Here is a 23,831-nt window from a genome sequence, read left to right as displayed (position 1 = left end):
TTGTCCGCATGGGTAACAGTTGCTGCGGCGGTGAGCTGACCGCGCAGACGGGCGACCTGCTCGCGCCGTAAAGTAGGGGCGTGCCTATTCGTATGTCGAACTACTTTCTCCGTACCCTCCGCGAAGACCCCTCTGATGCCGAGGTCACCAGCCACCGCCTGCTTGTGCGGGCCGGCTACATCCGTCGTCAGGCGCCGGGCATCTTCGCCTGGCTGCCGCTGGGCCTCAAGGTCAAGGCCAAGATCGAGACCATCATCCGCGAGGAGATGGCCGCGGCGGGCGCGTTCGAGGTGCACTTCCCGGCCCTGCTGCCGCGCGAGCCCTACGAGGTCACCGGTCGCTGGGACGAGTACGGCGACGGCCTGTTCCGCCTGCAGGACCGCAAGGGCAGCGACCTGTTGCTGGCCCCCACCCACGAAGAGGTCTTCACCCTCATGGTGAAGGACCTCTACAACAGCTACAAGGACCTGCCCCTGTCGATCTTCCAGATCCAGGACAAGTACCGCGACGAGGCCCGCTCCCGCGGCGGCCTGCTACGCGGCCGCGAGTTCACCATGAAGGACGCCTACTCCTTCGACTACACGGATGCCGGCCTCGACGTGAGCTACCAGGCCCAGCGAGATGCCTACGAGCGCATCTTCACCCGGCTCGGCCTCGAGTACGTCGTCGTGCAGGCGGATGCCGGCGCCATGGGCGGCTCCAAGAGCGAAGAGTTCCTGCACCCCACCCCGGTCGGCGAAGACACCTTCGTGCGTTCGGCCGGCGGCTACGCGGCCAACGTGGAGGCATTCCGCACCCTGGCACCCGAGTCGATCGACTTCACCGGCTTCCCGGCCGCCGAGGTGCACGACACCCCGGACACCCCCACCATCCAGACCCTGGTGGACAGTGCCAACGCCAACCACCCGCGCCCTGACGGGCGCGAGTGGACCGCGGCCGACACGCTCAAGAACGTGGTCCTTGCGCTCGTGCAGCCCGACGGCACCCGCGAGATCGTCGTGATCGGTGTGCCCGGCGACCGTGAGGTCGACCTCAAGCGCGTCGAGGTCGCCTTCGCTCCCGCCGAGGTGGAGGCCGCGAACGACGGTGACTTCGCCAAGCTCGACAAGATCCCCGGCCGCCCCGGCCTGGTCAAGGGCTACATCGGCCCGTGGTCCGCTACCGGCGCGATGCTGGGCGCGGAGTCGGCCACCGGCATCCGGTATCTCGTCGACCCGCGCGTGGTCGACGGCACCGAGTGGATCACCGGCGCCAACGAGGCCGGCCGTCACGTCTTCGGCCTCGTCGCCGGCCGTGACTTCGTCGCCGACGGCACCGTCGAAGCCGCAGAGGTGCGTGCGGGCGACCCCGCCCCCGACGGCTCAGGCCCGGTGGAGCTGGCCCGCGGCATGGAGATCGGGCACGTCTTCCAGCTCGGCCGCAAGTACGCCGAGTCGCTCGGGCTCAAGGTGCTCGACGAGAACGGCAAGCTCGTCACCGTCACCATGGGTTCATACGGCATCGGCGTCACCCGCGCGCTGGCCGTGATCGCCGAACTGAACAACGACGCCAAGGGCCTGATCTGGCCCGAGGCCGTTGCCCCGTTCGACGTGCACGTGATCGCCACGGGCCGCGACGAGGTGGTCTTCGAGACCAGCGAGGCCGTGACCGCGATGCTCGAGGCCTCCGGCCGCGACGTGCTCTACGACGACCGCCGCAAGGTGTCGCCCGGCGTCAAGTTCGGCGACGCCGAGCTGATCGGCATCCCCACCATCGTGATCGTGGGTCGCGGAGCGGCCGATGGCATCGTCGAGCTGTGGGACCGCCGTTCGGGCGAGCGCACCCAGGTGGCCGTGACCGAGCTGGCCGCGCACTTCGCCTAGCCGGCAACACACGAAAGCGGTCATACGGTTGCCTCAGCGACGCTGAAGCAACCGGATGACCGCTTTCGCGTGTCAGGGGCGAACTAGAGGCGGGCGAACCGGGCCCGGAAGAAGCAGTACACGCCGTAGGCGATCAGGCCGAGCCCGACCAGCACCAGGATCGCGACACCGAACGGCAGCTCCACGAGCGAGCGCAGCGCGCCGTCCAGCCCGGTGGACTCGCTCGGGTCCACGGTGAACCCGGCCACCATCACCAGGATGCCCACAACGCCCACGGCGATTCCCTTGGCGATGTACCCGGCGACGCCCAGGCCCACCGTCACGGTGCCCAGGGTGCCGGAGGGCACGGCGAGGTCCTCGGTGAACTTCTGAGCGACCCCCTTGTAGACGAAGTATCCGCCGATGGCCAGAACGGCCAGCCCGGCGATCATCAGCAGCACCGGCCCGCCGGGCAGGGCGAGCACGGATGCGCTGGCCGACGAGGTGCTGCCCGACGAGTCCGCAGACCCCGTCAGCGCCACCGTCAGGGCCGTTCCGGCCACGAAAAGGTAGGCCACACCCTTCCCGATCTCCTTGAGGCGGTTCGCCCACACCTTCTTGGGGTCGCCGCCTTGCACCAGGAACGCCTGCAGAACCTGCCAGAGGCCCAGGGCGGCCAGCCCGACGACGATGGTCCAGATCACAAAAATGCCGCCGGGGGACTGCGCGAGCTGACCGAGGGCGCCGGACTGGTCGGCGCTCTCCCCGCCGGCGCCGATGGCGAGGCTGATGGCGATGGCGCCGATCAGGCCGTGCAGCAGCCCGTTGACCGCGTAACCGACCTTGGCCAGGGTCTTCAGATGCGGGTTGTTTCCGGCACTCTGGGCGGCACGTCCGGCCGATCGGGCGCCGGACTCTGCGGAGGATCGAGTATTCATCGGGTTATCGTACCCGCGCGGGCCGCTTCGAGCGCCCGAGCGCACCTGGTGAGTCCCGCCGGCGGCACCGGGCGGGTGACGGGGCCGCCGGTATTCCGGTACCGTAGGGAGAAGCCCGCTGCGCGGTTTCGCGGCGGCAAGATCTGAATAGAGGAGGCCGGCCATGGACATCGACCTCAGCGTGTTGCGGCTGATGGAGCGCGAGAAAGAGATTCCCTTCGAGGAACTCGTGCAGATCATCGAGCAAGCAATTTTGACGGCCTACCTCAAGCACACCCACCAGGGTGAGCCACTGAAGCAGGCTGCGGAAGAAGAACCCGGAGCTCGCGTCGTCCTCGACCGCAAGTCCGGTCACGTCGACATTTACATTCCTGAGCACGACGAAGAGGGCAACATCATCGGCGAAGCCGTTGACAACCCCGACGACTTCGGTCGAATTGCCGCATTCGCGGCCAAGCAGGTCATCAACCAGCGTCTTCGCGACATCGCTGATGACGCGGTGCTGGGCGAATTCAAGGGCCGCGAAGGCGAGATCGTCGCCGGCGTCATCCAGCAGGGCCCCAACCCCCGCATGATCCACGTCGACCTCGGCACGATCGAAGCGATCCTGCCGCCCGAGGAGCAGGTGCCCGGCGAAAGCTACGTGCACGGTTCGCGCATCCGGGTGTATGTCACGGCTGTCGGCCGCGGCATGAAGGGCCCGCAGATCACCGTGTCGCGCACCCACCCGTCGCTCGTGCGCCGGTTGTTCGCGCTCGAGGTGCCCGAGATCGCCAGTGGCGTCGTGGAGATCGTGTCGCTGGCCCGCGAGGCCGGCCACCGCACCAAGATCGCCGTGCGCGCCACCGAACCCGGCGTCAACGCCAAGGGTGCCTGCATCGGCGAGCTCGGCCAGCGCGTGCGCGCGGTGACCGCGGAGCTCAACAACGAGAAGATCGACATCGTCGACTACTCGCCCGATCTGGCCACCTTCGTGGCCAGCGCACTGTCGCCGGCCAAGGTCACCAGCGCCTACGTCATCGACGAGTCGATCAAGGCCGTTCGGGCCCTCGTGCCCGACTACCAGCTGTCGCTCGCGATCGGCAAGGAGGGCCAGAACGCCCGCCTCGCCGCCAAGCTGACCGGCGCAAAAATCGACATCCAGCCGGACAGCATTCTGGAGGATGACGAATAGGGGGTACGATGGAACCCGTTAGAACGTGCATTGGATGCCGTTCGCGCGCCTCACGCTCCTCACTTCTGAGGGTCGTCGCCCAGAATTCGCTCCTGGTGGTCGATAAGACCGCCACCCTGCCTGGGCGCGGTGCGTGGATTCATCCCACCATCGCGTGCTTTCAGGAGGCCGTCAAGCGGCGCGCTTTCGGGCGTGCCCTGCGTGTGACCAGCCCCCTGGACGCAAAACAACTAGAGAACAGGCTGACTTGGCTAATGGATAACTAATGAGCGGCTCGAAATGAGAACCGTCCGTTACTAACGGTCTGCCCCTTTCCGGGTGCAGGCCCGGAACAGGAGAATTGTGGCTGCGAAACCACGCGTACACGAGATCGCAACTGAGCTCGGTGTCGACAGCAAGGTAGCCCTTGCTAAATTGAAAGAGATGGGCGAGTTCGTCAAGGGACCGTCCAGTAGCGTTGAACCCCCCGTCGCCCGGCGCCTCCGCGCCGCGCTCGAGGCCGACGGGGTCGCCACCGGCGGCGCCGCTGCCACCCCGGCGGCACCTGCCGCCGCGAAGCCGGCCGCGGCCACAACCGTCAAGCCCGGCGTCCGTCCGGGCCCGGCGCGCCCCGCCGCACCGGTGCCCGCACCTGTCGTCGAGGCTCCCGCAGCGGATGCACCGCCGATGCCGGCCGCGCCGCTGACCGTCGCCGAGCGTCAGGTTCAGGCCGCCGAGAAGGCCGCAGCAGCCGAGAAGGCCGCAGCGACCGAGAAGGCCGCCGCCGAGGCACCCGCAGCAGCGGGCACCGAAGCCACCCCCGCGGCTCCCACCCCTGCGGCAACCGCCGGCGGCGAGACCGCCACGGCCGCCAAGCCCGGTGGAACCGTGCCGCGTCCGGGCGCCCGCCCGGGCAACAACCCCTTCGCCAGCAACCAGGGCATGGGCAAGACCCCCACCCCGCGTCCGGGGAACAACCCGTTCGCGAGCGCGCAGGGCATGGGACAGCGTCCGCCGTCCTCCGCCTCGCCCAGCAACATCCCCCGCCCTGCCGCACCCCGCCCCGGCGCCCCGCGCCCCGGTGGACCCGGCCAGGCACCCCGCCCGACCGGCTTCGGCCAGCGTCCGGGTGGCTTCCAGCGCCCCGGTGGCGCTCCGGGCGGCGCCGGTGGCGCTCGCCCCGGCTTCACCCGTCCGGGCGCCCCTGCCGGCGCACCCGGCTTCGGCCCGCCCCGCCCCGCCGGTGGCGGCGGCGCCGGCGGTCGTGGCCGTGGCCCCGGCGGTGGAACCGCTGGTGCATTCGGTCGCGGTGGCGGCAAGAACAAGGCTCGCAAGTCCAAGCGGACGAAGAGGGCCGAGTTCGAGCTGCGCGAGGCCCCGTCGCTGGGCGGCGTCAGCGTCCCCCGTGGCGACGGCGGAACCGTGGTGCGTCTGCGCCGCGGTGCCTCCATCACGGACTTCGCCGACAAGATCGACGCGAGCCCGGGCAACCTGGTGACCGTGCTGTTCCACCTCGGTGAGATGGCCACGGCGACCGAGTCGCTCGACGAGGCCACCTTCGACGTGCTGGGCAGCGAGCTGGGTTACAAGATCCAGATGGTCTCGCCCGACGACGAAGACCGCGAACTGCTGCTCGCCTTCGACATCGACATCGACCAGGAGCTGGCCGACGAGACCGACGAAGAGCTCGAGGTCCGTCCTCCCGTCGTCACCGTCATGGGTCACGTCGACCACGGTAAGACCGCGCTGCTCGACGCCATCCGTAACGCCAAGGTCGCTGCGGGCGAAGCCGGTGGCATCACCCAGCACATCGGTGCCTACCAGGTCGTCACCGAGCACGAGGGCATCGAACGTGCCATCACCTTCATCGACACCCCCGGTCACGAGGCGTTCACCGCCATGCGTGCTCGTGGTGCGCAGGTCACCGACATCGCGATCCTCGTGGTCGCCGCCGATGACGGCATCATGCCGCAGACGATTGAGGCGCTCAACCACGCACAGGCCGCCAACGTGCCGATCGTGGTCGCAGTGAACAAGATCGACAAGCCCGGTGCGAACCCGCAGAAGGTGCGCCAGCAGCTCACCGAATTCGGCCTCGTCGCCGAAGAGTACGGCGGAGACGTCATGTTCGTCGACGTGTCGGCGAAGAACAAGGTCGGCATCCAGGAGATCCTCGACGCCGTCCTGCTCACCGCAGACGCCGGACTCGACATGCGCGCCAACCCGAACAAGGATGCCCGCGGTGTGGCCATCGAGGCCAAGCTCGACAAGGGTCGCGGTGCAGTTGCCACCGTGCTCATCCAATCGGGAACCCTGCGCGTCGGTGACTCGATCGTCGCCGGTACCGCCTACGGCCGCGTTCGTGCCATGGCCGACGAGAACGGCAACCCCGTCCTCGCAGCCGTGCCGTCCCGTGCCGTTCAGGTGCAGGGCCTCTCGAGCGTTCCCCGCGCCGGTGACACCTTCCTCGTCATCGAGGAAGACCGCACCGCGCGTCAGATCGCCGAGAAGCGTGAAGCCGCCGAGCGCAACGCCCTGCTGGCCAAGGCCCGCAAGCGCATCAGCCTCGAGGACTTCACCCGTGCACTCGAAGAGGGCAAGGTCGAATCGCTCAACCTCATCATCAAGGGTGACGTGTCCGGTGCCGTTGAGGCCCTGGAAGAGTCGCTGCTCAAGATCGAGGTCGACGACTCCGTTCAGCTGCGCATCATCCACCGCGGTGTCGGTGCTGTCACGGAGAGCGACGTCAACCTCGCCACCGTCGACAACGCCATCATCATCGGCTTCAACGTTCGCCCCGACACGAAGGCGCGCGAACGTGCGGCTCGTGAAGGCGTGGACGTGCGTTTCTACTCCGTCATCTACAACGCGCTCGAGGACATCGAGTCTTCCCTCACCGGAATGCTCAAGCCCGAGTTCGAAGAAGTACAGAGTGGTATCGCCGAGATCCGCGAGGTCTTCAGCTCCTCGAAGTTCGGAAACGTCGCCGGTGTCATCGTGCGGTCGGGAACGATCACGCGAAACGCCAAGGCACGGGTCATCCGCGACGGCATCGTCGTGGGCGACAACCTGGCCATCGAGTCGCTGCGTCGCTTCAAGGATGACGTCACCGAGGTCCGCACGGACTTCGAGGCTGGTATTGGGCTTGGTAAGTTCAATGACATCCAGATCGGCGATGAGATCGAGACGATCGAATTGAAGGAAAAGCCCAGAGGTTAGTAACTTCTAGTGGCAAGGGGTCTCCGCTTGATCCCCCCTAAAAAGGGAAGAGAGCGGGGACCCCTACCCCGATTCCCTTTTTAGGGGGGATCAAGCTACGACCCTCACTTCCCGAGGCATCATCCGTCAATTCGATGGTGGGGGGAGGGCTGAAGAGCGTTGAGAAGTACCCCGAAATTTATAGGTTCATTGGAGTAGATCATGGTAGATCCGGCACGCGCTATGAAGATGGCGGACCGCATCAAGGTCATCGTGGCCAAGCGGCTCGAACGCGGCATCCGCGACCCGCGACTCGGCTTCGTGACCATCACCGACGTCAAGGTCACCGGCGACCTGCAGCACGCCTCGGTGTTCTACACGGTCTACGGCTCCGAAGACGAGCGCAAGGACAGCGCCGCAGCCCTCAAGGCCGCGACGGGCATGTTCCGCAGCGAGGTGGGCAAGAACATCACCGCCCGCCTGACCCCGTCCATCGAATTCATCGCCGACGCGATCCCCGAGAACGCCGCGCTGATCGACGACCTGCTGCGTGAAGCGCGTGAGCGCGACACCCAGGTCGGTGAGATGGCCAAAACGGCCGTCTACGCCGGCGACGAAGACCCGTACGTGAAGCCGCGCGAGTACGCCGCAGACGATGCCGAGGATGACGACGACACCGACGAGGACGAGGTCGCTCCGGCACCCACTGGCCGCCACGTCGCTCCCACGGAGCCCGACACTCTGTAACTCTGACTGCGCGAGATGCGGCATAAGACCCCCTGACCGTGTGTCAGGGGGTCTTTTGCTGCATCTCGGCGGGCTGGGGTCAGGCTTCGGTGGCGGCGATGGTCCAACTCGCGGAGTGGGTGGCGCCGGGAGCCAGGCGCACCAGGTCCTCGCCGGTGGAGAAGGCGTCGGGCGGGCAGGTCATCGGCTCGACGGCCAGGCCGATGCGGCTTCGCTCGGGCGCGGGGCGGTCTGCCGTGTGCACCTGCAGCCAGGGCAGCTCCGGGCCGAAGGCCAGGCGCACGCCGGTGCCGACCGGGCTCGTCAGCGTCACCGTGGCGGTCGCATCCGTGTCGCGGGCGATGGCGGTGAAGGCGTGGTCGATGAAGGTGTCACCGATGACCCGCGGGGTGCGGAAGTCGAACTCCGGGGTGCTCTCGATCGGGGCCACGGACACGGGGCTGAGCCGATCGGGTGTCACGGTGAGGTAGCTCGCGGCCGGGAACTCCAGGGTCCAGTCGTCGACGGTGCCGGGGCCCGCCACGAGGTAGGGGTGCGGGCCGGTGCCGTACGGGGCGGTGCTCGCACCCACGTTCTCGGCGGTCACCGTGGTCGTGAGGCCGCCGTCGCCGAGGCTGTAGGTGGCCAGGAGAGCGATGCGGTGCGGGTAGCCGTCGCTCGGCACGATGGTGGTGCCGAGAGTCACGGAGTCGGACGAGCGTGCCTGCAGCGACCAGTCCGCCCAGCAGACCAGGCCGTGCAGGGCGTGCGCCCGGCTGGGCTCGGTGAGCGGCAGCTGGTAGTCCACGCCGTCGAAGGTGTAGCTGCCGTCGACGACCCGGTTCGGCCAGGGCGCTAGCACGGCGCCGCGGTAGCCGGGGCGCACCTCGTCGGCGGCGAACGGAACCACGAGATCGCGGCCCGTCCAGGTGAGACGTCGCAGGCTCGCGCCAACGCTCGCGATGGTGGCCGAGTAGCCGTCGTGCTCGATCGTGAACTGCAGCCCGGAAAGCGGCAGCACCGACGCATCCGTGCCTGCAGCGGTCTGGGTCGTGGTGGCGTCAGTCATGGGGGAGGACTCGTTTCAGGTAGGCGTTCTCGAAGCGGCCGGCGGGGTCGACCCGTCGCACGTGGGCGGCGAAGTCGCCGAGTCGGGGATAGGCCCGGCGCAGCCCGGCCGGGGACATCGTGGAGACCTTGCCCCAGTGCGGCCGGGGCGCGAAAGGCTCCAGGGTGTGCTCGATGAGAGGGAGCACGGCCAGGATCTCGGCCGGCAGCGGCTTCCAGGTGAAGTGGATGGCGAGGGAGTCCCTGGCGTAGCTGGGGCTGAGCCAGGCGGTGTCGGCGGCGACGCTGCGCAGTTCGGAGATGTGCAGCAGGGGCGCGATCCGGTCACCGATCGCCCGCAGCGCGGTGATGGCGGCGACAGCGTGCTCGGCGGGGATCAGGTACTCGGACTGGATCTCCTCGCCGTGGCTGGGCTGGAACTCGCTGCGGAAGTGCGCGAGGCGCTCGTTCCACGGTCCGGGTTCGCGCAGCTGCTCGGTGACGCTGTCGGCGGCGACGCCGGGAAGCGGATGCAACGCCACGGTGGCCTCGGTGGCGCCAAGGGCGGCGAGGTCGAATTCCGGCCCGTCCACATCCAGCCGGCGCTTGGACCAGACCTGGTGGGTGTTATCGCCCTGGAACGTGGTGAACACGCTCACGCTGTAGCCGCTGGACATGATGGCCGGCCAATGGGCGAGGGCTGCGGCCCAGGACAGTCCCTCGTGCACGTACTGGGAGATCTGGTAGTGCGGCTGTACCCGGAGGGTGACCGCGGTGACGATGCCGACGGCACCCAGGCCCACCACGGATGCGGCGAAGTCCGCGTCGTGCTCGCTCACGGTGACCACCTGGCCGTCGGCCCGCACGATCTCGAGGGCCAGCACCGAGGATGCCAGCGAGCCGTTGCGTACCCCGGAGCCGTGGGTGCCGGTCTGGATGGCACCGGCCACTGAGATGTGCGGCAGCGAGGCCAGGTTCGGCAGCGCGAGGCCCTGCCCGGCGAGGTACCGGCCCACCTGGGCATAGGTGCTGCCGGCGCCGACACGCACGCTCACCGGCACGCCGTCATGGCCGGTCTGTATCGAGGGCTCACCGGCCAGCAGGTCAAGGGCAACCAGGGTGCCGTCGGTGTCGGCGATGGTGGAGAACGAATGCCGCGAGCCCAGCGCCTTCACCGGTCCGGATGCGGCGGCCACGATCGCGGATACCTCGGCCGTGCTGGTGGGGTGCCTGATGTCGTCGGTCGAATACTCGACGTTGCCGGCCCAGTTCTTCATCGAAACCATTTCTGTGAGGGTGCGCAGTGTGAGGTGTGCACAGGGGAGTCACCCCTGGGAAAGAGCGTACATCCCGGTGTCCACGCACACGGCGAGGCCGTCGGCGAGCAGTCCGGCCAGGGCGCGGTCGCGCTGCACGGCATCCGGCCAGAGGCCCTCGATCTCGGCGGCCGTGACGGGGTGGTGGGTTGACCGCAGCTCGGCCATGATGAGGCCGCGCACCTGCCGGTCGCTGCCCTCGAACTTCTTCTGCACGGCCTTCTTCGGTCCCGCATACTCCGGGTAGCCGGCGGCGCGCCAGGCGCAGGCATCCCGGATCGGGCAGGCGTCGCAGCGGGGGCTGCGGCTGGTGCAGACGACGGCGCCCAGCTCCATGATCGCGGCGTTGAAGACCGCGGCGGCCACGGTCTCCTCCGGCAACAGCTGCTCCATGGCCTCCAGGTCGCGGGTGCGGCTCGGCGGCGCCGGTTCGGCCTGGCCGGCCACGGCCCGCGCGATCACCCGCCGGGTGTTCGTGTCGACCACCGGATGCCGATGGCCGTAGGCGAACGCGGCGACAGCTCTGGCGGTGTAGTCGCCGATGCCCGTGAGGGCGAGCAGGTCGTCCACGTCGTGCGGCACCACACCGCTGTGGCGTTCGGTGATCTGCACGGCCGCGGCGTGCAGCCAGAGCGCGCGGCGCGGGTAGCCCAGGCTGGCCCAGGCGCGTACGGCCTCTCCCGGGGGCACGGCGGCGAGGTCGCCGGGGGTCGGCCAGCGTTCGAGCCACTCCGCCAGACGCGGGATCACCCGGTTCACGGGGGTCTGCTGCAGCATGAACTCGCTCACCAGGGTGCCCCAGGCGCTGAAGCCCGCGCGCCGCCAGGGCAGGTCGCGCGCATTCTCGCCGAACCAGGCGCTGATCTCGGCGGCCAGCCCGGCGGTGGCGGCGTCTGCGGTGACGGTGGTCGTGCTTCGGGCTGTGGCGTTCATCGGTTCTAACCTAGGCTCGATTCATGAAGCTTGTTTCCACACCGCGCGTCGAGTACCTGCGTACCCTCGCGGCCGAGATAGTGAACCTGAACGGTCGGGGCCGGGTGATCGTGGCCGTCGACGGCGCCGATGCGGCGGCCCGAACGGCCTTCGCCGACGACCTGGCCACAGTGTTCGACGAGGCCGGGACGGCCGCCTTCCGCGCCTCCCTGCCGTACTTCAGGCGATCACGCCAGGAGCAGGCACGGTTCGGCGCCGACACCCCCGAACGGCTCTACCGGCACGGCTACGACTATTCGGCGTTGCGCCGGGTGCTGCTCGAGCCGTTCCGGCTGGGCGGCAGCACGGCGTTCGTCACCCAGGTGATCGACCCGGAGCGGGACACCTGGATCGAACCGGACTGGACCACGGGCCCGGCCGACGCGATCCTGGTGCTTGACGGCGAGTTCCTCAACCGCGCCGAGCTGCGGGACGGCTGGAACTACCGGATCCTGCTCGAGAGCGAGCCCACCAACGAGGCCGACTACCTCTACCAGAAGGAGGAACGCCCCAGGCAGTGGGTGTCGGCCGTGATCGACCTGAGCGATCCCGCCCTTCCCGCCCGGGTGTTCAGCGACTCCTGCTGAACCGCTCCAGCACCTCGGCGGCCGTGAGGAACGAGCCGCGCTGTTCTACCTCGTGCACGAGCGCGGTGAGCCGGGAGTTCACCGGTGCCGCCGTGCCCGCGAGGCGGGCCTCGCGGACGACGACGCCGTTGAGGTAGTCCACCTCGGTGCGTTGGCCGCGCCGCACCGACTGCAGGGTGGAGCCGAGGTTGGGCACCGTGCCCATGCGGGCGCGCATCATGAGCGGCAGCGCCTGTCCGGCCCAGGCCGGCAGCAGGGCGAAGACGCGCAGCCGGCGGTGCCCGAGCGCCTGCATCGAGCCGAACCGGATGCCGCGGCGAAGGCCGACCCGCACGGCCTCGCGCATGCTCAGGGTCATGATCCGGCGCAGGCCCGGCTGTGCCACCACGGTCTGCACGCTCAGTCCGGTGATCGCCGGCAGGGCGTTGAGCATGTTGACCACGAGCTTGGTCCACTGGGCGCCGACGAAGTTGTCGATCACCTGGGTGGGAACGGCTTCGGCCAGCACCGTCTGCCAGCGCCGGGTGGCCTGGTCGGCCGGCCCGCTGCCCCGGCCCAGGTAGGTGGGCGCGGCCGTGGTGACGGTGACCAGGCCCGGCTCGGTGTAGTTCGCGGCGATGATCGAGAGGGCGCCGAAGCAGTCGGAGCCGGGCAGCAGCCGCCGGGCCGTTTCGACCCCGTCGAGGCCGTTCTGGATCACGATGACCGCGGCCCCGTCGAGCACCGCGGCGTTGTCGCTGATCGCCGCCTCGGCATCCTGCGCCTTGGTGCAGACCAGGGCCAGGTCGGGCGTCTCGGTCAGCCGTTCGAGAGCCGTCGGATGGGACTGGCCCAGGCCGAAGCCACCCTCCAGCCGGATGCCGCGCTCCCGAATGGCGGCCAGTCCGGCACCGCGGGCGGTGACCGTGACGTCGTGGCCGGCCTGGGCGAAGCGGGTGGCGAAGGTTCCGCCCAGGGCGCCGGCACCGATCACAGCAATTCGCATGAGCTCAGCCTAGAAGTTCGCCGGGCGGGCCGTTCACGTGAGACGGCTTGTGCGGCGTTCCCGCCTCGGTGGTCGAGCCTGTCGACGCCGTGCTGAGCCTGTCGAAGTAGACCTGGTGACGCACCTGGGTCTCGACGGGCTCGACCAACGTGTTGGGCTCGACCAGCGGGTCCGGTTCGCCGGCGGCGTGGGATCGGTCAGCGGAGTGTCGGCGTGCGGCGGCCGGAGGGCAACGCCAACGCGATGACCGCCGCGACCGCGAGCACGCCGGCTCCCACCATGACCGCGGGGATCGCCGCATCCACGTACCCGGTCGGGGTCAGCTCGCCACCGTTGCCCGTGAACACGGCTGTGAGCACCGCCACGCCCAGGGCCACGCCGATCTCCCGGAAGGTGGAGTTGGTGCCGGAGGCCTTGGCGTGATCGTCCGGCGCCATGTTGGCCAGCACGGCGGTAGAACTGGGCGCGAAGACCAGCCCCATGCCCAGCCCGGCGAGGATGAACGGGCCGACCAGTTCGCCGTAGGCGACGTCGGCCGACATCGTCGACGCGAGCCAGAACATCGCCGCGGCCAGGAAGGCCAGGCCCAGCACGATCGGCAGCCGGGTCCCGGTGCGTGGGCTGAGCAGCCCGGTGAGCGGGGCCACGACCATCGGCGCGAGCGTCCACGGCATCGTCATGACGCCGGCCTCGAGCGGGCTGTGGCCCTGCACGATCTGCAGGAACTGGATCAGCACGAAGATCGACCCGAAGATCCCGAAGCTGAAGGTGATGCCCACGAGGTTCGCCACGGCGAAGCTCCGGTCGCGAAACAGCCGAAGCGGCAGCAGCGGCGCGGAGGCCCGTCCCTCCCACCAGACGAACGCCAACAGGAGCAGGGCGCCGCCGCCGAGCCCCGTGAGCACCTCGCCGCTGGACCAGCCGGCCTCGTTGCCCCGCACGATTCCGTAGACGATGCCGAAGACACCCGTGCCGGCGAGCACGAGGCCGACGATGTCGGCGCGCAGCCGGGCGCCGAAGGTGTTGGGCAGGGCGGCCAGGGCCAGGGGGACCGAGAGCAGGCCGAGCGGCACATTCAGCCAGAAGATCGCCTGCCAGTTCCAGCCCTCCACCACGGCGCCGCCGATGAGCGGGCCGAGGGCGACACCGAGTCCGGCGATGCCGCCCCAGATGCCGATGGCTGCGGGCCGGAACCTGACGGCCACCGATCCGACGAGCAGGGTGAGCGAGAGCGGCATCAGGGCCGCGGCGCCCACCCCCTGCAGCGCCCTGGCGGTGATGAGCAGCCACGGTTCCAGGCTCACCGCGCACAACGCGGACGCCGCCGTGAACAGCGCGATCCCGGCCAGGAACACCGTGCGGCGTCCGAAGCGGTCGCCGATGGCGACGGCCATGAGCATGAACGTGGCGAAACTGAGCGAGTACGCGTTCACCACCCACTGCAGCTCCTCGATGGTGGCGGAGAGGTCCGCGTTGATCACGGGCAGGGCGCTGGTGACCACGAGATTGTCGAGGGTGGCCATGAACATGGGCAGTGACGCGGCGACGACGGCGAGCCACACGGGCACCCGCCGCAGCCGGGCCGTCTGGCTGCCGCCTGCACCGGGCTCGGCGGGGCGGCGGGCTGGGTCGGCGGACTCGACCAGGTCGGCAGGCGGTGGGACGGTCATGGTCAGACCCCTTCATCGTATGTTGTAATCGAATGATTACAAGATGTGAGATTAGTTATCGGCTGATAACCTGTCAAGTGTGACGACGACATCCGAAGCTGAGGCATCCAACACAGCGGCATCCAGCACGGCCTCATCCAGAACTGGGGCATCCGACACCGCGGCGGCGCAGCCCACCGAGCGCATCCCCGCGGCGGAACGGCGGGAGCAGATCCTGGCCGCCGCCAGTGTGGTGTTCGGCGAGCGGGGATACTCCGGCGCCACCACCGACCAGGTGGCCAAGGCCGCGGGCATTAGCCAGCCCTATGTGGTGCGGATGTTCGGCACCAAGGAGAACCTCTTCCTGGAGGTCCTGGCCCGGGCGCTCGATCGCCTGATCACGGGCTTCCGGCTGATCATCGCCGAACCTCGCGAACACGGCCCCGACGAGGCGGAGATTTTGGCCGCCCGGCTCGGCGCCGCCTATGTGGACCTCATCGAGGATCGAGGCATCCTGCTCTCGCTCATGCAGGCCTTCATCAGCGGGAACAACCCGGTCGTCGGCGCCAAGGCCAGGGCCGGCTTCCTCGAGATCTACCGGATGCTGCGCGACGAGGCGGGCTTCCCGCCCGACACTATCCGGGAGTTCCTGGCCGACGGCATGCTGTTCAACACCCTCCTGGCCATCCGGCTGCCGGACATCTTCGACGATGACCCCGCCGCCGAGGAACTCATGCGCTGCACATTCCGTGGCAAGCTCGACGTTGTGCTCGGCGCCACCGCCGCCGGGAACGCACCTGATTCCAGCCCGAAGGACCGCACGTGAACGCCCCGAGACGCAAGCCCGCCAGCACGACCAGCGGACTCGTGCTGATCGACAAGCCCCAGGGTTGGACCAGCCACGACGCCGTCGCCCGCACCCGCCGCCTGGCCGGAACGCGCAAGGTCGGCCATGCCGGCACCCTCGACCCCATGGCCACCGGCCTGCTGATCCTCGGCATCAACAGCTCCACCCGGCTGCTCACCTACGTGGTGGGGCTCGACAAGGAGTACCTGGCCACCATCCGTCTGGGCGCTGCGACGACCACCGACGACGCCGAGGGGGAGGAGCTCACCCGGGCCCCCGCGGAAGTCGTCTCCGCCGTGAGCGCGGAATCGATCGCCGACGGCATCGCCGCCCTCACGGGAGCGATCAGCCAGCGGCCGAGCGCCGTGAGCGCCATCAAGGTGGACGGCAAACGCGCCTACGCCCGCGTGCGCGCCGGCGAGGACGTGGAGCTGCCCGCCAGACCGGTCACCGTGAGCGAGTTCGAGCTCGTGTCCAGCACCGCCGCCGACGGCTTCCTCGACCTCGAGGTGCGCGTGGTGTGTTCCTCTGGCACCTACATCCGCGCGCTCGCCCGCGACCTCGGCGACGCCCTGAGCGTGGGCGGCCACCTCACGAGCCTCCGCCGCACCCGCATCGGCCCGTTCGGCATCATCGATGCCGATCCGCTCGACGTGCTCGATGTGAGCCGCGCCCTGATCGGGCCGGCGGATGCGGCGTCCCGCCTCTTCGACCGGCTCGACCTCGACGCGCAGCAGGCCATAGACCTCGGCCACGGCAAGCGCATCGACGCGCCGGCCGGAGCGGGCGACGCCGGCCCGGTGGCAGCCGTCGACCCGGCCGGCCGGCTCATCGGGCTCGTCGAGTACCGCGACGGGCGTGCCAAGTCGATCGTGAACTTCCCGCCGGACGAACAGCCGGTGCCCGCTGCGGATCCTGCCGCGGGCTCAGAGCCCGACCCCGTCCCGAGTCCCGAGCCCGTCCCCGCATCGCCCACAGAATCCGAGGACGCCAAGTGATCGAGTGGTTCGCCTACCTGCAGCTGGCCGTCGCCGTTCTCGCCGGTCTCCTCTGCCTCGGTCTCGGCCTGGCCGGCCGCACGCCCACCGACCTGAGCATGGGCGCCACCCTGCTCGTGGAGGTGCTCCTGATCGTGCAGCTGGTGGTGGCCATCGTGGCGCCCTTCGCGGGCAACGAGGCCACCGGCAGCGTCCTGGAGTTCTACACCTACCTGGTCAGCGCCATCCTGCTGCCGATCGGCGGGGGAGTCTGGGCGCTCATCGAGCGCAGCCGCTGGAGCACCGTGATCCTGGGCGTGGTCTGCCTGTCGGTGGCGGTCATGCTCTACCGAATGCTGCAGATCTGGACCGTGCAGACCGTCTGAATCACACCGGCCGCGCCCGGCACCGGGGCACCCGAAGATGCTGCGATAATTACTGAGCGATGAATGAGCTCAAGACCGATTCCGGAGACAACGCCACCGGCACCACGCCCCGCCGGGTGACCGGCATCGGTCGTGTGCTGATCATGGTCTACGGGGTGCTCGCGCTCGCCGCGACCGGCCGCTCCTTCGTGCAGATCGTCGGCAAGTTCGACCAGGCACCCGTGGCATACACGCTGTCCGCGCTCGCGGCCGTGGTCTACATCGTCGCGACGGTCGCCCTGATCAAGCGCGGTGCGTTCTGGTATCGCGTGGCCTGGATCACCATCGGCTTCGAGCTGCTCGGCGTGCTCGTGATCGGAACCCTGAGCCTGGTCGATCCGCAACTCTTCCCGCACGACACCGTCTGGTCTGTCTACGGGCGAGGCTACGTGTTCATCCCGCTCGTGCTGCCGATCCTCGGCATGTGGTGGCTGGCCCGGCACGCCCCGGAGCGGGCCGGCCGGAACGGTGCCGCAGCGTGACCGGCGCCCAGATCACTCCCATGAAGGTGCTCGACGGGGTCGCGGCAGTGCCGGCCGACTGGCCGGAATCGGCCGTGAGCATCGGTAAGTTCGACGGCGTGCACGCCGGGCACCGTGCCGTGATCGCCGAGCTCAACAGCCTCGCCCGGCGCGAGGGCCTGGCGTCGGTCGTCGTGACCTTCGACCGCCATCCGCTGGCCCTGCTGAATCCCGCGAAGTGCCCCACGGAGCTCGTGAGCGTGTCGCAGAAGCTCGACCTGCTCGCCGAGACCGGCATCGACGCCACTGTCGTGCTCACCTTCGACCACGCGCTGTCCTCGCTGCCGCCCGAGGACTTCGTGCGCGACATCCTGGTGGACACCCTGCACGCGAAGCACGTGTCGGTGGGCCGGGACTTCAGGTTCGGCGCCAAGGGTGCCGGCGACGCCGACCTGCTCACCGAGCTCGGTCGGCAGTACGGTTTCGACGTGCGACTGATCGACGACGTGATGCCGCACGGCGAACGCCGGGTGTCCTCCACCTGGATCCGGGAGCTGCTCTCCACCGGCGATGTGCGCTCCGCCACCCGGCTGCTCGGGCACCTGCCCACCGTTCGCGGCGTGGTCGTGCACGGAGCGGCGCGGGGCCGCGAACTGGGTTTTCCCACCGCGAACCTGTCCCCGGACTCCGAGGGCCTGATCCCCGCCGACGGTGTCTACGCCGGCTGGCTGACCGACCACGGCGCCCGCTACCCGGCCGCCATCTCCATCGGCAACAACCCCACCTTCGACGGCGTGCCGCAGAAGCAGGTGGAGGCCTACGTCCTCGACCAGGAGATCGACCTGTACGACCATGTCGTCGAGGTCGCCTTTGTGGAGCACATCCGTGGCATGGTGGCCTTCACCGGCATCGAACCGTTGATCCGCCAGATCGAAGACGACGTCGTGAAGACCCGGGCGATCCTGCACCGCCCGTTCGACTGACCCGTTCGACCAGCCCGCCCGGCTCAGCCTTCCGGGGCACTGCCCGCGTCGTCGGATGTCCGGTCTGCCTCGCTGGGCAACGGTCCGCGGCCGAACAGGAACAGCAGCAGCTGGCGCGCCGTGCCGGGCAGCGGCGTGCCGTGACCGACGCTCCAGTCGGCATCGGTCGCTTCGAGGCGGCGGATGCGCAGAACGGCTTTGATCTCGGTGGGGGCGATCAGGCTGCGGCGAAGCGCCACCGCGCCACCCGCCGTGGCGTGCACCGGCAGGGGGAGGCCGAGGGGCTCGGCCACGTCGAGGCCGTGCACCACGGCTTCGCTGAGTTCGATAATGCCGCCACGGCCCACCCCGGCGGCGCGCTCAGCGGCTATCTCGCGGAGCCTGGACACGAGCGCCGCGGGTTCGGCCTCGGCTGCGGCCCGGCTCACGGCGTCGATCGCCTTGGCCGGACGCAGGTGATGACCCAGGTAGGCGCGGGCGGCACTGCCCAGAAGCTGCCTGCGGCTGCTGCCCAACCGCCAGACCAGGTGCCCGGCGACATCGCGCACCCGCCACCCGCCGCACAGGCTCGATGATTCCCACTGCTCGGGGGTGAGGGCGTCGAGCAGGTCGGCGACGGCCGTGAGGGTGGCCGCGAGGTGCCCGGACCAGCGGGCGTTCACGCCGGACTCGTTGCCGACGCTGCGGAGGCTCAGGGGGAGGTCGCGCGCGAAGTTGGCCATGTCGTCCAGCCTAGACTTGCACGGTGTCAGTGAGCCCGCCCCGTCCCCTCTGGTCCGGCCGTGCCCTGGCCCTCGTCGGAATCGTGCTGGTGGCCGCGAACCTGCGCACCGCCGTTGCCGCCCTCTCGCCCATCGTGGGGCAGATCAGCGCCGACATCCCACTGAGCTCGACAGCCATCGGCGTGCTCGGCATGCTGCCGCCGGTGTGCTTCGCGGTGTTCGGCATCTTCACCCCGGTCTACACCCGCCGCCTGGGCCTGGAGAACGTGCTGGTACTGGCCCTGCTGGCGATGCTCGCCGGCCACGTCACGCGCGGTCTGGCCGGGTCGTTCGGGATGCTCGTTGTGGGCAGCGTCATCACCTTCGCCGGGCTCGGCGTGGGCAATGTGCTGCTGCCGCCGCTGGTCAAGAAGTACTTCCCCGACCGGGTCGGCCTGGTCACCTCCCTGTACGTGACGGTGGTGTCGCTGAGCACCCTGATCCCGCCGCTGATCGCGGTTCCGGTCGCGGATGCGGCCGGCTGGCGGGTGTCGCTCGGCCTGTGGCTGGTGCCGGCCCTGATCGCCCTCGTGCCGTGGGTGAGCATGTTCGTGCGGCACCGCGTCGAGTCCACGCCCGCCGCGCTGATCGACGAGGCCCAGCCGGCCATGCTCGGCCAGATCTGGCGGTCCTCGATCGCCTGGGCGCTCGCGGTGGTCTTCGCCGCCTCCTCGCTCAACGCCTACGCCATGTTCGCCTGGTTGCCGCAGCTGCTCGTCGACAACGCGGGGGTGACCCCGGCCCAGGCCGGCACCCTGTTGTCGGTGTACGCGGCCATGGGCATCCCCTGCGCACTGCTGATTCCCTGGCTGACGGCGCGGATGAAGAACGTCGCCGTGCTGGTCTACGTGGGCGTCGTGGCCTTCCTGCTCGGCGACCTCGGCCTGCTGCTCGCCCCGGCCACCCTCACCTGGCTCTGGGTCGTGCTGGCCGGGCTCGGCCCGCTGTTCTTCCCGCTGGCGCTCGTGCTGATCAACCTGCGCACCCGCACCCACGAGGGGTCTGTGGCGCTGAGCGGCTTCGTGCAGAGCGTTGGCTACACCCTCGGCGCCCTCGGGCCGCTGAGCGTCGGACTGCTGCACGAGCTCACCGGCGGCTGGACCGCCCCGCTGATCTTCCTCATCTGCACCGCCCTCGCGGTCACGGTGGCCGGCGCCGTGATCGCCCGCCCGCACCTGCTCGAGGACGACCTGGAGCGCCACCGGGGCCGTTGAGCCGGCCAGCTCAGATGAGCGACCTCGCCGACAAGAGTTGTTCCGGCCGATCAGGTCCACTTACGCTGGGGGGACGTGGGAAGGCACCAAGCTGATGACTGACATCGATGAGCTCCTGTCCATCCGGGCCGCGGAGCTGTACTACGAGGAAGACAAGACCCAGGACGAGATCGGCACCATCCTCCGGCTCACCCGCTGGAAGGTCGGCCGGTTGCTGGCGCAGGCCAAGGCCAAAGGATTCATCCGCATCGAGATCGTGCATCCGCGCGCCCGCCGCCTCGGCCTTGAACGCCAGTTGCGCCAGGCCACGGGCCTGGCCGACGTGGTCGTGGTGTCGACAGCCGGCGTCGTCGACGAACTCGACCTGCAGAAACGCACCGCGCAGGCGGCCGCCGACTACCTCACGGCACTCCGCCCAGTGCCGCGCACCCTCGGCATCAGCTGGGGCCGCACCCTGCACGACATCTCCCTGCAACTCAAGCCCGGCTGGGCCAGCGGCGTGAACGTCGTGCAGATCAACGGCGGGGTGAGCCTGAACGCCCGCCCAGGCACCGCAGCGGCCACGGCCGTGAGCATCGCGCAGAAGGGTGCAGGGCAGTTCACCCTGCTGCCCAGCCCCGCCATCCTCGAACGGGTGGAGACCAAACAGGCCATCGCCTCCGACCGCTCGGTGGCCGGGGTGCTCGAGATGGGGGCGGCGGCCTCCGCCTACCTGTTCAGCGCGGGGCAGGCCGACGAGGATTCGGCGCACGTGGACAGCGGCTACCTCACGCCGGAGCAGATCGCCGAACTCGTGCGCAAGGGCGCGGTGGGGGACGTCGTCGGCCGGTTCATCGACAGCGACGGGCAGATCGTCGACCCTGCGTTGGACGAACGCACCTTCGGGATCTCACTCGACCAGTTGCGCAGGTCCCGCACGGCGATCGCCGTGATCGGCGGACCGCGCAAGCACGCGATCGCCAGATCCGTCGTGCTGTCCGGCCTCTGCACGGTCCTGATCACCGACGAGGATACGGCGCACGCGCTCCTCGGTCCGCGAACCGTGAGCTAAGCCCCGAAAAACGCGCTTTCGGGGCTTAGGTCACAGGTCGCGGGAGGGGTTACGCCTCGTGCGGGCGATCGGGGTTGTCGTCGCGCAGCAGGTCTTCGAGGGCCTGGTCCACCTCGTCCAGTACGGGAGCCTCACCCCTGGCGGTGCTCGTGAGGCGCGCCACGAGGGCCTGCGGGTCGTCGAGGTCGGCCGAGGTGGGCAGGATGTCCGGGTGCGCCCACAGGCCGTCCCTGGCTTCGTTGCCCACGGCATCCGTCACGGCCTGCCACATCGCGGCGGCCTCCCGCAGGCGCCGCGGGCGCAGCTCGAGGCCCACCAGGGTGGCGAACGCGGATTCTGCGGGTCCGCCGGAGGCGCGGCGGCGCTTGACGGTCTCGTTGATGGCGTCGGCGCGCGGCAGGCGGCTGGTGGCCTCCACCGTGACCACGTCGACCCAGCCCTCGACGAGGGCCAGCATGGTCTCGAGCCGGCCGAGGGCGGCCAGCTGGGCGTCGGTCTTGGGCGGGATCAGCGAACCGTTCACCATCGCGTCTCGCAGTTCCTCGGGGTTCGACGGGTCGAAGCCCTCGGCCAGTGACTCGAGACGGGAGGTGTCGATGCTGATGCCGTGGGCGAACTCGGTGATCGAGGTGATCATGTGCAGGCGCAGCCAGCGGGAGTGCCGGAAGAGACGCGCGTGGGCGAGTTCGCGCACCGCGAGGTAGATCTGCACCTGGTCCATGGGCACGTCGAGGCCCTCACCGAACTCGGCGACGTTCTGGGGGAGCAGGGCGGCCTGCTGGTCGCCGAACAGTGGGATGCCGATGTCTCCACCGGAGACGACCTCGCTGGAGAGCTGGCCGACGACCTGACCCAGCTGCATGGCGAACAGGGTGCCGCCGAGGCTCCGCATCATCTGGCTGGCTCCGGCGAGCATGCCCTTGAGCTCCTCCGGCGCCTGTTCGCTGAGCACCGAGGTGAGCGAGTCGGAGATGCTCGTCGCGACGGGCTCGGCCAGCTGGCTCCAGAGCGGCATCGTGGCGGTGACCCATTCCTTGCGGGTCATCAGGCGCGGTTCGACCGTGAGCTCGGCGACCGAGATCACGTCGTCGAGCCAGAGGGCCGCGATGTGGAAGGCCTGCTCCAGCTCGGCGCGCTGGGCCGGCGTGGTGCTGTGTGCGCCGGTGGCGGCGCGCTCCTGGCCCTGCTGCAGGGCGATGTCCCAGTTGATGCCGCCGTCGCCGCCACCGGCGCGGAGAGCGCCCTGCAGCTGGTTCATCAGAGCGGCGACACTCGCCGGGTCGTTGGGAAGACCGGCCGCGCCGGCCAACTGGCCGGGGTCGATCGACGATTTACCCGAGAGGATGTCTCGGAGCATGTCCCGGAATTCATCTTCGGGGTTCTGACCCTCGTCGGGTCGGGAGTCATCGGCCACTTCAGGCACCTCTCAGTTGCTTGCCTCTACGCTAGCCCGAGAACCCCGGCCAGAACTGGGAAATGACCTACGCTGGGTCCTTGCGGTGTCCGCCTGTCGCGAACACCGCTCACGACCCCGTTCACCCCTTTAAGGAGCCTGGTGGCCCTCTTCACCGATGATTCGTCCCTAGGCTCCGCCCCCCGCCGCCGCGGTTCCCGCACCGGCTGGGTGGTGCTGGGCATCGCGCTGGTCACGGGCCTCACGCTCGCCGTCGTTCCCTCGCCGTACGTCGTCGAGAAGCCGGGCCCGGTCTACAACACGCTCGGCTCAGCGGACTACGAGGGGGAGAAGAAAGACCTCATCACCATCCCCGACGAGACCGTGTACCCCACCGAAGGCAGCCTCGACCTGCTCACGGTGTCGGTGCTGGGCAACCCGGACAACCGCCTGAACTGGCTCACGGTGGCCTCCGCCTGGCTCGACCCGAGCCAGGCCGTGGTTCCGCTCGAGTCGGTCTTCCCGGCCGACGTCACCACCGAGGAACGCGACGAGCAGAACCAGGTGGCCATGGTGAACTCCCAGCAGGACGCCATCGCGGCGGCGCTCACCAACCTCGGCTATGACTATCCGACCGAGTTGAGCGTGGTCTCCCTCGCCGACGACGCCCCGGCGACCGGCCTGATCAAAGAGGGCGACCTCATCGAATCGGTGAACGGCCAGGCCGTCACCGACATCACCGCCCTGCGCGCCGCGCTCACGGAGAGCGGCGCAGACACCCCGGTGACCATCGGGCTCAGCCGCGACGGCGCCGAGCAGAGCGTCGAGGTCACCCCGGCCGACATCAGCGGCAACGTGGTGCTGGGCATCAACGTCAAGTCCGAGTACCAGTTCCCGTTCGACGTCGACATCCAGCTCGACAAGGTCGGCGGCCCCAGCGCCGGCATGATGTTCGCCCTGGGGATCATCGACAAGCTCACCCCCGGCTCGCTCCAGGGCGGGGCGGATGTCGCAGGCACCGGAACCATCGACCAGTCCGGCACCGTCGGGCCCATCGGCGGCATCCGCCAGAAGCTCTTCGGCGCCAGCAACGCGGGCGCCGACTGGTTCCTCGCCCCGGCCGCCAACTGCGACGAGGTCACCGGCCACATTCCGGACGGGCTCACAGTCTTCGCCGTGAGCACGCTCGACGACTCGCTCGCAGCCCTCGACGCCATCCGCACGGGCGCCGACACGAGCGCCCTGCCGACCTGCCCTGCGGGCTGATAGCAGCGCCTCTTCTGGGTGAGCCCTCAGCGAACTGGGGG

General features: G+C 69.4%; 22 protein-coding genes. 14 read left to right on the top strand and 8 right to left on the bottom strand.

Annotation, left to right across the window (positions count from 1 at the left end; genetic code table 11):
- The first annotated feature begins 92 nt into the window (after positions 1–92).
- Positions 93–1,862, top strand: a complete 1,770-nt coding sequence (locus DOE79_RS06325; protein ID WP_120337759.1) for a proline--tRNA ligase — start codon at positions 93–95, stop codon at positions 1,860–1,862.
- 83 nt (positions 1,863–1,945) lie between these two features.
- On the opposite strand, the gene DOE79_RS06320 is transcribed toward DOE79_RS06325, so the two are convergent.
- Positions 1,946–2,779: a DUF1206 domain-containing protein gene (locus DOE79_RS06320; protein WP_120337758.1), complete on the bottom strand. Its 834-nt coding sequence runs from the start codon at positions 2,777–2,779 to the stop codon at positions 1,946–1,948.
- Positions 2,780–2,942: 163 nt separating this feature from the next.
- Between DOE79_RS06320 and nusA the strand changes: the two genes are divergently transcribed.
- The 4 genes from nusA to rbfA all read left to right on the top strand — a co-directional run bounded on the left by nusA (position 2,943) and on the right by rbfA (position 7,877).
- On the top strand, positions 2,943–3,953 hold the full coding sequence (gene nusA / locus DOE79_RS06315; protein ID WP_110126027.1) for a transcription termination factor NusA: 1,011 nt from the start codon (positions 2,943–2,945) through the stop codon (positions 3,951–3,953).
- An 8-nt stretch (positions 3,954–3,961) separates the two neighbouring features.
- Complete coding sequence (locus DOE79_RS06310; RefSeq protein WP_120337757.1) at positions 3,962–4,219, top strand: YlxR family protein; 258 nt, start codon at positions 3,962–3,964, stop codon at positions 4,217–4,219.
- Positions 4,220–4,295: 76 nt separating this feature from the next.
- On the top strand, positions 4,296–7,151 hold the full coding sequence (infB, locus tag DOE79_RS06305) for a translation initiation factor IF-2 (protein WP_120337756.1): 2,856 nt from the start codon (positions 4,296–4,298) through the stop codon (positions 7,149–7,151).
- A gap of 201 nt (positions 7,152–7,352) precedes the next feature.
- Complete coding sequence (gene rbfA / locus DOE79_RS06300; RefSeq protein ID WP_120337755.1) at positions 7,353–7,877, top strand: 30S ribosome-binding factor RbfA; 525 nt, start codon at positions 7,353–7,355, stop codon at positions 7,875–7,877.
- A gap of 79 nt (positions 7,878–7,956) precedes the next feature.
- Here the strand turns inward: rbfA and DOE79_RS06295 are convergent, their stop codons facing one another.
- Genes DOE79_RS06295 through DOE79_RS06285 form a run of 3 tightly spaced genes read right to left on the bottom strand, consistent with a single transcriptional unit; the run spans position 7,957 to position 11,152 of the window.
- Entirely contained in the window at positions 7,957–8,925 is a 969-nt protein-coding gene (locus DOE79_RS06295; protein WP_120337754.1) for an aldose 1-epimerase family protein, read from the bottom strand.
- Positions 8,918–10,189 (bottom strand): FAD-binding protein, encoded by a 1,272-nt coding sequence (locus DOE79_RS06290; protein ID WP_245977156.1) that lies wholly within the window; start codon positions 10,187–10,189, stop codon positions 8,918–8,920. Before DOE79_RS06290 ends, DOE79_RS06295 begins: the two co-directional genes overlap by 8 nt.
- Before the next feature lie 39 nt (positions 10,190–10,228).
- The gene (locus DOE79_RS06285; protein ID WP_120337752.1) at positions 10,229–11,152 is read right to left on the bottom strand and encodes an HhH-GPD family protein; all 924 of its coding nucleotides are present in this window, start codon (positions 11,150–11,152) and stop codon (positions 10,229–10,231) included.
- 23 nt (positions 11,153–11,175) lie between these two features.
- Between DOE79_RS06285 and DOE79_RS06280 the strand changes: the two genes are divergently transcribed.
- The gene (locus tag DOE79_RS06280; RefSeq protein WP_120337751.1) at positions 11,176–11,778 is read left to right on the top strand and encodes a nucleoside/nucleotide kinase family protein; all 603 of its coding nucleotides are present in this window, start codon (positions 11,176–11,178) and stop codon (positions 11,776–11,778) included.
- On the opposite strand, the gene DOE79_RS06275 is transcribed toward DOE79_RS06280, so the two are convergent.
- Positions 11,762–12,763, bottom strand: coding sequence for a ketopantoate reductase family protein (locus tag DOE79_RS06275; RefSeq protein WP_120337750.1), 1,002 nt, complete (start codon positions 12,761–12,763; stop codon positions 11,762–11,764). The genes DOE79_RS06280 and DOE79_RS06275 overlap by 17 nt on opposite strands.
- A 197-nt stretch (positions 12,764–12,960) precedes the next feature.
- A complete protein-coding gene (locus tag DOE79_RS06270) occupies positions 12,961–14,433 on the bottom strand; it encodes an MFS transporter (RefSeq protein ID WP_120337749.1) in 1,473 nt (490 codons plus the stop codon).
- Positions 14,434–14,512: 79 nt separating this feature from the next.
- On the opposite strand from DOE79_RS06270, the gene DOE79_RS06265 reads away from it, so the two are divergent.
- From DOE79_RS06265 to DOE79_RS06245, 5 genes are read left to right on the top strand one after another with little or no spacing between them, the layout of a single operon-like run.
- Positions 14,513–15,238 (top strand): TetR/AcrR family transcriptional regulator, encoded by a 726-nt coding sequence (locus DOE79_RS06265; RefSeq protein ID WP_120337748.1) that lies wholly within the window; start codon positions 14,513–14,515, stop codon positions 15,236–15,238.
- Positions 15,235–16,257: a tRNA pseudouridine(55) synthase TruB gene (truB, locus tag DOE79_RS06260; protein ID WP_120337747.1), complete on the top strand. Its 1,023-nt coding sequence runs from the start codon at positions 15,235–15,237 to the stop codon at positions 16,255–16,257. The genes DOE79_RS06265 and truB overlap by 4 nt, the downstream gene beginning before the upstream one ends.
- Positions 16,254–16,622, top strand: a complete 369-nt coding sequence (locus DOE79_RS06255) for a hypothetical protein (protein ID WP_120337746.1) — start codon at positions 16,254–16,256, stop codon at positions 16,620–16,622. Before truB ends, DOE79_RS06255 begins: the two co-directional genes overlap by 4 nt.
- Positions 16,623–16,681: 59 nt before the next feature.
- Positions 16,682–17,143: a hypothetical protein gene (locus DOE79_RS06250; RefSeq protein ID WP_120337745.1), complete on the top strand. Its 462-nt coding sequence runs from the start codon at positions 16,682–16,684 to the stop codon at positions 17,141–17,143.
- 20 nt (positions 17,144–17,163) lie between these two features.
- Entirely contained in the window at positions 17,164–18,105 is a 942-nt protein-coding gene (locus DOE79_RS06245) for a bifunctional riboflavin kinase/FAD synthetase (RefSeq protein WP_120340197.1), read from the top strand.
- Positions 18,106–18,128: 23 nt separating this feature from the next.
- On the opposite strand, the gene DOE79_RS06240 is transcribed toward DOE79_RS06245, so the two are convergent.
- Complete coding sequence (locus tag DOE79_RS06240; protein ID WP_120337744.1) at positions 18,129–18,827, bottom strand: maleylpyruvate isomerase family mycothiol-dependent enzyme; 699 nt, start codon at positions 18,825–18,827, stop codon at positions 18,129–18,131.
- A gap of 23 nt (positions 18,828–18,850) precedes the next feature.
- On the opposite strand from DOE79_RS06240, the gene DOE79_RS06235 reads away from it, so the two are divergent.
- Both DOE79_RS06235 and DOE79_RS06230 read left to right on the top strand, forming a co-directional pair.
- The gene (locus tag DOE79_RS06235) at positions 18,851–20,080 is read left to right on the top strand and encodes an MFS transporter (protein WP_425455693.1); all 1,230 of its coding nucleotides are present in this window, start codon (positions 18,851–18,853) and stop codon (positions 20,078–20,080) included.
- Between the two features lie 94 nt (positions 20,081–20,174).
- The gene (locus tag DOE79_RS06230) at positions 20,175–21,131 is read left to right on the top strand and encodes a sugar-binding transcriptional regulator (RefSeq protein ID WP_120337742.1); all 957 of its coding nucleotides are present in this window, start codon (positions 20,175–20,177) and stop codon (positions 21,129–21,131) included.
- Between the two features lie 49 nt (positions 21,132–21,180).
- Here the strand turns inward: DOE79_RS06230 and DOE79_RS06225 are convergent, their stop codons facing one another.
- Positions 21,181–22,545 (bottom strand): zinc-dependent metalloprotease, encoded by a 1,365-nt coding sequence (locus tag DOE79_RS06225; protein ID WP_425455691.1) that lies wholly within the window; start codon positions 22,543–22,545, stop codon positions 21,181–21,183.
- A gap of 141 nt (positions 22,546–22,686) precedes the next feature.
- Between DOE79_RS06225 and DOE79_RS06220 the strand changes: the two genes are divergently transcribed.
- Entirely contained in the window at positions 22,687–23,790 is a 1,104-nt protein-coding gene (locus tag DOE79_RS06220; protein ID WP_120337741.1) for a YlbL family protein, read from the top strand.
- The last annotated feature ends 41 nt before the right edge of the window (positions 23,791–23,831 follow it).

The sequence above is a fragment of the Cryobacterium soli genome (assembly GCF_003611035.1).
In the GTDB taxonomy this organism is placed as follows: Bacteria; Actinomycetota; Actinomycetes; order Actinomycetales; family Microbacteriaceae; genus Cryobacterium; species Cryobacterium soli.
Note: the sequence above shows the minus strand (reverse complement) of the source record. Positions and strands in the feature narration are given on the sequence as shown.